General features: G+C 70.0%; 15 protein-coding genes. 11 read left to right on the top strand and 4 right to left on the bottom strand.

What is annotated here, in order from left to right; all coding sequences use genetic code 11:
* Positions 1–646 precede the first annotated feature (646 nt).
* From BBH68_RS04890 to BBH68_RS04910, 7 genes are all read left to right on the top strand, one after another.
* Positions 647–1726, top strand: coding sequence for an rRNA adenine N-6-methyltransferase family protein (locus BBH68_RS04890; protein ID WP_079150808.1), 1080 nt, complete (start codon positions 647–649; stop codon positions 1724–1726).
* A 244-nt stretch (positions 1727–1970) separates the two neighbouring features.
* Positions 1971–3203 carry a helix-turn-helix domain-containing protein gene (locus tag BBH68_RS04895; RefSeq protein ID WP_065959053.1) on the top strand — a complete coding sequence of 411 codons (1233 nt, stop codon included), beginning with the start codon at positions 1971–1973 and terminating at the stop codon, positions 3201–3203.
* Positions 3204–3409: 206 nt separating this feature from the next.
* Entirely contained in the window at positions 3410–3751 is a 342-nt protein-coding gene (locus BBH68_RS04900; protein ID WP_245737889.1) for a hypothetical protein, read from the top strand.
* Positions 3748–3945 (top strand): hypothetical protein, encoded by a 198-nt coding sequence (locus tag BBH68_RS04905; RefSeq protein ID WP_065959055.1) that lies wholly within the window; start codon positions 3748–3750, stop codon positions 3943–3945. Before BBH68_RS04900 ends, BBH68_RS04905 begins: the two co-directional genes overlap by 4 nt.
* A complete protein-coding gene (locus BBH68_RS41780) occupies positions 3942–4112 on the top strand; it encodes a hypothetical protein (RefSeq protein WP_170066532.1) in 171 nt (56 codons plus the stop codon). Before BBH68_RS04905 ends, BBH68_RS41780 begins: the two co-directional genes overlap by 4 nt.
* Positions 4112–4249, top strand: coding sequence for a hypothetical protein (locus BBH68_RS41785; protein ID WP_158080320.1), 138 nt, complete (start codon positions 4112–4114; stop codon positions 4247–4249). The genes BBH68_RS41780 and BBH68_RS41785 overlap by 1 nt, the downstream gene beginning before the upstream one ends.
* Positions 4250–4382: 133 nt before the next feature.
* Positions 4383–5231, top strand: a complete 849-nt coding sequence (locus tag BBH68_RS04910) for a phosphotransferase (RefSeq protein WP_065959057.1) — start codon at positions 4383–4385, stop codon at positions 5229–5231.
* A gap of 190 nt (positions 5232–5421) precedes the next feature.
* Here the strand turns inward: BBH68_RS04910 and BBH68_RS04915 are convergent, their stop codons facing one another.
* Positions 5422–5853, bottom strand: coding sequence for a tyrosine-type recombinase/integrase (locus BBH68_RS04915; protein ID WP_245737890.1), 432 nt, complete (start codon positions 5851–5853; stop codon positions 5422–5424).
* Positions 5854–6077: 224 nt separating this feature from the next.
* On the opposite strand from BBH68_RS04915, the gene BBH68_RS04920 reads away from it, so the two are divergent.
* Both BBH68_RS04920 and BBH68_RS44430 read left to right on the top strand, forming a co-directional pair.
* Positions 6078–6305 (top strand): holin, encoded by a 228-nt coding sequence (locus BBH68_RS04920; protein WP_065959059.1) that lies wholly within the window; start codon positions 6078–6080, stop codon positions 6303–6305.
* Between the two features lie 8 nt (positions 6306–6313).
* Complete coding sequence (locus BBH68_RS44430) at positions 6314–6589, top strand: hypothetical protein (protein ID WP_065959061.1); 276 nt, start codon at positions 6314–6316, stop codon at positions 6587–6589.
* Positions 6590–6647: 58 nt separating this feature from the next.
* Here BBH68_RS44430 and BBH68_RS04930 read toward each other — a convergent pair whose 3' ends face one another.
* Genes BBH68_RS04930 through BBH68_RS04940 form a run of 3 tightly spaced genes read right to left on the bottom strand, consistent with a single transcriptional unit; the run spans position 6648 to position 8283 of the window.
* On the bottom strand, positions 6648–7502 hold the full coding sequence (locus BBH68_RS04930; RefSeq protein ID WP_065959063.1) for a helix-turn-helix domain-containing protein: 855 nt from the start codon (positions 7500–7502) through the stop codon (positions 6648–6650).
* Between the two features lie 24 nt (positions 7503–7526).
* Positions 7527–8051: a DUF6879 family protein gene (locus BBH68_RS04935; RefSeq protein WP_065959065.1), complete on the bottom strand. Its 525-nt coding sequence runs from the start codon at positions 8049–8051 to the stop codon at positions 7527–7529.
* Complete coding sequence (locus BBH68_RS04940) at positions 8023–8283, bottom strand: hypothetical protein (RefSeq protein WP_065959067.1); 261 nt, start codon at positions 8281–8283, stop codon at positions 8023–8025. The genes BBH68_RS04935 and BBH68_RS04940 overlap by 29 nt, the downstream gene beginning before the upstream one ends.
* A 236-nt stretch (positions 8284–8519) precedes the next feature.
* On the opposite strand from BBH68_RS04940, the gene BBH68_RS04945 reads away from it, so the two are divergent.
* Complete coding sequence (locus tag BBH68_RS04945) at positions 8520–8951, top strand: hypothetical protein (protein ID WP_076970985.1); 432 nt, start codon at positions 8520–8522, stop codon at positions 8949–8951.
* The gene (locus tag BBH68_RS04950; protein ID WP_065959068.1) at positions 8948–9148 is read left to right on the top strand and encodes a hypothetical protein; all 201 of its coding nucleotides are present in this window, start codon (positions 8948–8950) and stop codon (positions 9146–9148) included. Before BBH68_RS04945 ends, BBH68_RS04950 begins: the two co-directional genes overlap by 4 nt.
* Positions 9149–9275: the final 127 nt, after the last annotated feature.

Below are 9275 nucleotides of genomic sequence, written 5' to 3' on the forward strand. Positions count from 1 at the left end.
CGGTGACACCGTCAGTGACCACGCCCTTTTGGCCAGAGTTGAAACAGGGCGCGGCGGGCCGGGCGGAACCGGAAAGCTGTTCCCCGTTGAAAAGCGCGGCCATCGGAAAGGCCACCGGCGGCCGTCCGCAATTCAACAGGCGGTGCTCACGACCGGATTGCTCGTTCCCGTGGGGGGTGACGAGTATGTATCGGCCGTTGGGCACTTCTGTTGCCGCCCGAGCCGATGCGAGCGGCAACGACTCCCGTGGGGGGAGTGAAGGGGGCGGCGCCCGGCCAGGCGCCGCCCCCGCGTCCCCGTCAGGCCTCTTCGGGCGCGGCTTCCGGGCGGGTTCGGCCGTGGCGGCGAAGGCGTCCTCCCACGCGCCGCCGCCGGCCGACCGTCAGCCCTGCGGCGCGAGAGAACGCCTGAGCGCCCCCGATCAGCGCCCAGCGCCTGTCCGCCCCGGTGATGGCGGCCGGCCGGCGCGGGCATAAAGCGCACGACACCGCAGAGCGAGGCCGTCAGCGCCGAGCCCGCCTCAGGAGGTGAAACAGTGATCCCCCAGGGCAAGCACAAGGGCGACCCCGCCCCGATCAAGCCGTGGACTCCCCCGCCCCCGCCCCCGCCGGACGGCAACCAGCCGCCGAAGGAGAAGTGAGACGCCGTGACTGACTGGCCACAGCGCCAGGCCGCGCTCTTGGACGCCCTCACGGCGTCCGGGGCGCTGCGCCCCGCATGGCGCCCCGCCTTCGAGGCCGTACCGCGTCACCGGTTCATCCCCCGCGAGATCTGGAGACAGGAAGCGACCTGCGTACCCGTCACCGACCGGGCCGCGTGGTGGGATCTGGCGTACCGCGACGAGCCGATCGTGACCCAGGTGGACGACGGCAGAAGCGATGGCCCCGGTGTGGCCACCTCCTCCGGCTCCAAGCCGTCGCTGGTCGCCCGGATGCTGGACGCGCTCGACGTCGCCGAGGGGCAGAAGGTGCTGGAGATCGGCACGGGCACCGGCTGGAACGCCGCCCTGCTCTCCGCGCGCCTGGGCAGCGAGAACGTCACCACCGTCGAGGTGGACGGGCGCCTGGCCGAGACGGCCGAGAAGGCGATCCGCGAGGCCGGGTACGGCCCGCGCGTGGTCCACGGCGACGGAGCGCTGGGCTGGGCGCCCGGGGCGCCGTACGAGCGGCTGATCGCCACGTGCTCCGTGCGCCGGATCCCGCCGGCCTGGATCGAGCAGACCGCCCCCGGCGGTGTGATCGTCTTCCCGCTCGCCCTGGACTTCTGGTCCGGCGCGCTCCTGCGCCTGGATGTCACGGAGGGCATGGCGCGCGGGCGGGTCGTCGGCGACGCCCAGTTCATGCCGATGCGTTCCCATCGCCCGCCGTCGGATGCCCCGGTGGACGCCTCCACCGGGCGGCGCACGCCTGGGACCCCCATCCCTGACACCGTGGCGAGCCTCGGGTTCGCCCTGTACGCCGGCGCGCGGCTGCCCGGGGTCGCGATGACGGACGGCCGCCATGAGGGGACGTACCAGCTCTGGCTGTGGGACCGCGAGGGCTCGGCGGCCACCGTGACCGACGAGGAGGTGTGGCAGTACGGCCCTCGGAGCCTGTGGGAGGAGGTCACCGAGGCACACGCCGCCTACGCCGGCGAGGGCGGTCCGCCGTCGGACGCGTTCGGCCTGACGGTCGACGGCACGGGCCAGCGCGTGTGGCTGCGGTCGCCAGAGGCCCCGCTGGTGTGAGGGCCCCCGGCCCGCCCGGTCCGTGGGTCGCCGCCGTGCCGTGGGGATGCGGCCTTCGTCCGGTTGTCGTAGCGAACGGCTCCGTCATCTCCATGGCCGAAGGGTTCCCACCACCCACCCAGGGTCGACCGCGAGGCCCGGTCACAGGCCACAACGGTCCCCGACGAGTAGTCAGCGTCCGACAGGCCGTGCCCTGCGTCTCAGAGGGGTACCTTTCTGATGTTGAGTCAGGACGGAGTTGCTTGTGCCCGAGAACACTGACGCCCCAGTTCCCTTCAAGACGTTCGGCCGACGCGTCAAAGAAGCACGCGAACGCAGCGGACGCTCCCGCCCCGTGATCGGCGGACTCGTAGGGCGCAGCGCGGAATGGGTGAAAGCCATCGAGACCGGCCGCCTCGGTGTCCCCCGCCTCCCCCTGCTGCTCCGACTCGCCGACGTGCTGGGGGTTGAAGACCTCGCAGACCTGACCGGTGACGAGCGGCTGTCTGCCGCCAGCTACACCAAGGCGGCGCACAGCGCCCTTCCGGCCGTCCAAGAGGCGCTGACCACCTACCACTTCACCGGCTCTGACGAACCGGAAGACGTGGCTGACCTCCGCACCCGCGTACAGCAGGCGTGGACCCTGTGGCACGGCATCGGCGAGCACCGGACCAACGTCGCCATGGTGCTGCCTGACCTGCTCGGAGACCTCCAGCACGCCGCCCGCGTCTACGACGGAGTGGACCGCCGCCGTGCACTCGCCGCACTGGCCCAGACCTACCATCTCGCACAGCTCTACCTGTCCTTCCAGCCCGCGCCCGAGCTCGTGATGCTCACGGGCGACCGCGCGATGAGCGCTGCGCAGGACGCGGACAGCCCGCGTGCCATCGCCGTCGCGGCCTGGTACATGAACCACGTATTCCGTGACGCGGGCGAACGACATGAAGCGCGTGTGGACCTGGCGATGAAGGCCGCGGACCTGCTTCGGCCCGGCGATGCCCCGGAAGATCTGGCGCGACGCGGCCTCCTGCATCTGGCGACGGCATTGTCATACGCCAAGGTCGGACGCAAGGGCGATGCCGAGCGGTTCTGGGACCAGGCCGACGATGCGGCGAAGCGGCTCGGGAAGACGTACGCGCACCCGTACTTGATCTTCGGGCGAGGCATGGTCGACGCCTACGCCATCACCATGAAGGCGGACTTGGTACGTGGCTCGGAGGCGGTGGATGTGGCCGAGAAGGTTGATGTGACGTCGATGCCATCGGCAACCCGCCGTTCCTTCCACATGATCGAGTCAGCGCGCGCCTATGACCTTCAACGGGAGCCGGTATCCGTCGTGCACCTGCTGCAGAAGGCGTACGAGGAGTCGCCCGAGACCGCCCGCTTCAATCTCTTCACCCGGTCAACGGTTTGCGAACTGGCGGAGTCCGGGCCGACGACGGTCCGGGGGGACGCTCGTGTATTGCGGCAGAAGATGGGAATCCCGATCGCTGCCTGACGGGTACAAAACCTACCCCTCCGCAAGGGGGTAGGCGTTGTACCCCGCACCTCCACGCAGGCCTCTTACGGTCAGTCATCACCTGATCACCGATGACGTCGGGGGCTCCTGTGGAGACGACGAACAACAGCCACTCCTTCCTGCCGTGGACGCCACCCAGCGGCCATAGCGCGCAACTGCAGCCCGCTGGCCGATCGTGGGACGCTGTGCGTGTCCCCCTCGCCATCGGCATCGGTAAACGCACCCTCGACCTTCTGGGCGAGGCGACGGGCGCGGCCATCGAGAACCCCTTCGACAAGGTCCTCTACTGGCTCATCGCGCCCGGCTCAGCCGCCCACTGGGACATGAGCCGACTGCCCGACGTCGCGGTCTGGGGAGCGACCGCCTACATCGAAGTGCCCCCTGTGGGCTGCCGGAAGGGCCTCGGAATCCGGTGGCGCGTACCGTTCCGGTACGACCGGCACCTGACCGCGCCCGCGGCCCTCTACGCCGCGCTGCGGACCGCGACCCGCGAGGCGCTCGGCCCCCGCGAGGGGGTTCCGCGGTGACCCCCCAGATCTGCGCCCGCTGTGACAAGGCCACCAGCGAGCCGGTGACCATCGCGCTCGAGCACGGCGCCAGCGCCGGCGGCCGCACCGTCTACGCCTGCCCGCCCTGCGCGCCCACCTTCCCCCAGCAGCGCGACGTCCTCGCCGAGCTCGCGGCCATGCACCGCGCCCGAGAGCAGGGGTGGGTCCGATGACGACCAGGGACCCCGTCGAGGAGGCAACCTGGCTCGCGGCCATCAAGCACGCCGCGGGATGCCAGGCCTGCAAGACACCCGGCGCCGTCTGCAGTCAGGGCGAGCAGTTGCTGCACGCCTACGAGGCAGCCACACGGCGGGCCCACCACGAGGAGGAGCCCGGGTGATGAGGCACCGCCGACCGCCGGCGGCCGAGCGGGCCGCGCTGTACGCCGTACGGGCCGCCCGCGCCGGCCTGGCCCTCGCCGTGCCGGCCGGGCTCCTGGCGCTCAAACCGAGGAGGCTCAAATGCGGCATATCCTGAGCGAATGCGATCACGACTGGGTGGGCTGGAGCGGAAAGACCCGCTGCCGTAAGTGCGGCGCCACCCAGTAGAGCCGAAGCCGGAAGGGGTGCCGGGGTGACCGGTACCCCGACCCCTGACTCAAGGGAGAACCGTGATCGATCGCGTCGAATGGGCCGACCTTCCGGTCGATCTCCGCGCCGCTGTGGAATCTCGCGCGGGCACAGTGACCTCCGCAGACACTGTCGCGGAGGGCCTGAACTGCACCACCGCCCTGGTCCTGCAGACCGCGCACGGCGGCCGCTTGTTCTTCAAGGGGGTGCGCCACACCGACGAGGCCGGTATGGCGGCGCTCCACTGCGAGGAACGGATCAACTCCACTGTCGGCGGCATCAGCCCGGCCATCCGCTACCGCTTCGACGCGGCAGGCTGGGCCGCGCTGGCGTTCGTCTACATCGACGGCCGCCACGCGGACCTGGGGCCCGGCTCCACCGACCTGCCCGCGGTCGCCGCCACCATGCAGCGCATGCACGACCTGAGGATTCCCGATTTCCCCATCCCGCAGTTCGCGGACAGGCTGATGAAGTTCTGCTCGCCCGGCGACGCCGAACACCTTGCGGGAGACCATCTGCTGCACACCGACACGAACCCCCACAACATCGTGATCGACAACCGCGGCGGCGATGCGTATGTGGTGGACTGGGCCATGCCCGCGATCGGCCCGTCCTGGGTAGACCCCGCCTACACCGCGGTGCGGCTCATGGAATGTGGCCAGTCTCCTGCCGATGCTCTGGCCTGGCTGGACGGGTTCACGAGCTGGCGCCAGGCCAGTGAGTGCGCCGTCCGGGTATTCGTGGAGGCCACCTGCCGGCACTGGGTGGCGACAGTGGGAGACCGGGGTGCGGAGCCGAGCAATACGCGATTTCGGCACCTGCTCGATTACGACCGAACGGCGACCGCCCGGAGGTCGGCATCGCAGCGAAGGCTGCAGCAGCCGCTCTAGCCCGTCGCCCGGTCCCTCCCGCGCGTCGCCCCCGTGGCGCGCGGGAGGCGCAGGTCAGAGCCGCCCCACGTTCCCACCCGCAGGCCGGCAGCGAAGGAGGGGGCCGGCACCTCCGCACAGGTGCCGCTCTCTTCCCACTGACCTGCACAGATACTCTCGCGCTAGGCGAGCAGGGCACTTTGAGGGCACATCAGCAGAGAATCTTGTCGATGAGCTCGGCCGTCTCGTCCTCGTCGTCCTCCCACAGGTGGACGTACAGGTCGAGCGTGATCGACGGCTTCGCGTGGCCGAGGCGCCGCTGCACCTTCTTCACCGACGCGCCGTGCTTGATCAGGACCGACGCGTAGAAGTGTCTCAGATCGTGCAGCGTCGCGTCAGCAGGGACGCGCAGGGGCGACCCGGCCGCCGCCAGCGCCTTGTTCGTGCGCTGCACATGTCGGGCCCACACCTTCGACCATGAGCCCCGGCGGATCGCCCCACCGGCCTCTGAGACGAACAGGAGTCGCGCCTTGCGCCACGTCGGATTGCGCGGGTCGGTGCGGTCCTCGATCTCGACCTCGGCCGGCGGGAACTCCTCGTGGTGCGCGCGGATCGCGGCGGCTGCCGACTCCGACAGCGGCACTGTCCGGTAGCTCTTGTCCGTCTTCGGCTCCCCGATGTATCGGTGACCCGGCGAACCCCGCCAACCAGCAGCCCACCCCGTACCCGCCCACCGAGCGGATCGCCGCCTCCAGGCTCGGCGACGGCGCCCGCTGGCGGGAAATCGCCAAGCTCAACCAGCTCCGCGACGCCGACGCGCTCACCCCCGGCCAGAAGCTCAAGCTCCCCAAGAAGTGAGGTAGTCCTATGGCCAAGTCCGCTCCGACCGAAGCGAAGGTGAAGGCGGCCACCGCCGGCACCTTCCTGGTCTCCCTCGTCCTCGCCGTCCTCAACGACCTGAATGGCGACGCCGAGCTGCTCGCCCCGCTGCCCGGATGGCTCCAGGCCGTCGTCATCGCGCTCGTCCCCACCGCGATCACGTTCCTGTCCGGCTGGCAGGCCCGGCACACCCCACGCGGCCCCGTGAACCTGTAGGAGGTCCCTTGGACGCCACCACCCTCGGCGCGCTCCTCGTCGGCGTCGGCGGCCTGGCGAGCGCGCTGGTGGCGTTCCTCGGGAAGCGCGGCGAGAACGCCATCGGGCTGTACTCGGGGACGTCCGGGCGTGGCCCCGCCTGCCCGGACGGCTACTCCCTGCAGACGCCGAGCTGGGACCCGGATGCCCTGGTGTGCCGCCGCGACGGCGCGCCCCAACCCACCGAGCCGGCGCCGAGCCCGACGACGCCGGCCGCGCTCGCACCGGACCGCCGCCGCCTCTGACCTCTGCCCCCTCGTTTGGCCTCCGGGCCGGACGAGGGGGCTTTCGTCATGCCCGAAGTCAATGCAGGGACTCGATGGCCTTCAGGATCAACGCCCGAGCCTCGGCCCCGTACACGGCCATGCTGCGCATCTGCTCGAACACCTTCAGGTACAGGGCGATCTCGGAAGGCTGCGTGATGTTGACCTCAGCCGAGACGAACTCCACCGACACGAGGGTGTCGTCGTACACGTGGAACGTCTCAACCGGCCACTGCGGCCGCGCCCGTGTGGCCATGGGGATGATGCCCAGCGACACCTGGGGCAGCGCGCCAGCGGTAAGCAGGTAACCAAGCTGTGCCGCCATCGCGTCCTCGTCGCCCAGCTGGGCGTATAGGACTGCTTCCTCTACGAGCATCGCGAACCGGTGGCCTCGCTCATGGATGATGCGGGACCGCTCAACGCGCGCGGCTGCGGCCTCAGCGCCATCGTTGAACGGGATGCCACGGAACTCGGCGATGTTACTCAGCAGTGCAGCCGCGTACCCCTCGGTCTGCAACAGCCCCGGCACCATCGTCGAGGAGTAGATGCGGAACAGTTCGGTGTTGCGGAAGAGCTGCACTGCGCTGTCCTGCAGTTGCTTCATCCCGCGGCGGACCTGATGCCGCCACTCCGTATACATCGACTCGGCATGCAGGGACTGGACAATGAGATCTTCCGCCTGATCGGTCGCCGCGCAGGCGCTGGTCCACGCGCGGATGTCCTTCGCGGACGGGCCGGTTTGAGCGTTCTCAATTCGGGAGGTCTTGGCGTGGTGCCAGCCGCACCGGTTGGCCAGCTCGACGACCGTCAATCCGGCGCTTTTTCGAAGGTCGCGAAGCCGTCGCGCGACGACTTCGCGCGCGGCTTGGGCCGAAGAGGACGGGGAGATGGGCATGAGCCGGCCTGTCGGTGTGCGCTGTCAGTGGATGTCGTACTGGTCGTGCGGTGTGGCGCGTGTCCACACCGTTTCGAATGCTTCAGTGCACAGCTTGGCTGAGGCCGGGTCGTCGGTGATCTCCTCGCCGGTCCACGATCCGTCACCGGCGAAGTGGTTCCAGTGGACCCATTGCTCGTCGAACAGCCAGAAGTCGTTGCCTGGCAGCGCGATGTCGGAGGCGCGTCGGCGAGGCAGCCACCGCACCTGTTCACCGGCCGCGATGTTCGTGAACGTGCCGTCGTACAGGAAACGGGTGTACTCGCTGACCGGCTCGGAGACGATGCGGGCCCGGCGGATGACCGCACCGCGCTGCACATTGTCCTGAATGAGGTCGAGCCACGGTCGCCACCACGAGTCCCGGTCGTCCGGGTCATGGCGGAAGCCGGCGCGCCAGTCGGCGAACGGCCCTTCCTCGTAGTCGACGGCGTAGGTGTCGCGCATCTCCAGATGCACCGCCGTCCGACACCGGGCCATCAGCTCATCGAACGTCGGGACGCTCGAGGGCATTGCATGCCTCCCTCACCATGTCGATCATTCGGGCAGGGATCCGGATCACGGCCTCACCTTCCGGGATGCCCACCGCGTGGCCCGGCACCTCGAACGCAGCACACTCTGCTTTGAGCTCCGGGCCCGGCTGCCAGCCCTGGAAGACGAGTTCCTGTTTCTCCTGGTCAACCCACACCGTGGGACTCTGCTTGTCCCCGGTGTGGGGGTCGATTCCGATGAACAGTAGCGACATGACCGCCTCCGTCAACGAGTTGTGCAGTTGTGTGCAACACCCTCAACCGCAATAAGAGGACCGTCAAGGGGGCGGCTCGCATCGCCACCCCTCCAGGTAGGTCCTGTGCACATATCTGCACATCGCTGGAGAGGCCACACCCCGCGTTCCTAGCGTCAGCGGGTACGACAAGACCCCGGCGAGGCTGCGGAACCTCCCGGGGCGGCGGCCGGCGCTTCAAGGGAGCGAGCGACGACATGCAGCAAGCTACACCCCACCCGATCGAGCGATGGACGCCGCCCAGCGGCCGTAGCGCGCAGCTTCAGCCCGCGGGACGATCATGGGACGTCGTGCGCGTCCCCTTCTCGATGGGCATCGGCAAGCGCACCCTCGAGCTGCTGGGCGATGCCACGGGCGCGGTCATCGAGAACCCCTTCGACCGGGTGCTCTGCTGGCTCATCCCGCCCGGCTCGGCCGCCGGATGGGCCATGGCCGAGCTGCCCAGCATCGAAGTCTGGGGAGCGACCGCCTACATCGAAGTGCCCCCCGCCGACTTCCGAGGGGGCCCCGGGGTGCGCTGGCTGGTGCCCCCGCACGACCGGCACCTGACCGCCCCCGCGGCCCTCCTCGCGGCGCTGCAGACCGCGACCCGCGAAGCGCTCGGCCCCCGCGAGGAGGCCCAGCGGTGACCCCTCAGATCTGCGCCCGCTGCGACCAGCCCACCAGCGAGCCGGTGACCGTCGCGGTCGAGCACGGGGCGAGCGTCGGCGGCCGCACCGTCTACGCCTGCCCCGACGAGTGCGCCGCGAGCTTCCCCCAGCAGCGCGACCCGCTCGCCGAGACCGCGGCCATGCGCCGCGCCCGAGAGCAGGGGTGGGTCCGGTGACGACCAGGGACCCCGCCGAAGAGGCGGCATGGCTCGCTGCCATCAAGCACGCCGCGGGCTGCCAGGCGTGCAAGACGCCCGGCGCCGTCTGCAGTCAGGGCGAGCAGTTGCTGCGCGCCTACGAGGC

Origin of the sequence: Streptomyces sparsogenes (assembly GCF_001704635.1) — a bacterium.
GTDB classification, from domain to species: Bacteria; Actinomycetota; Actinomycetes; order Streptomycetales; family Streptomycetaceae; genus Streptomyces; species Streptomyces sparsogenes.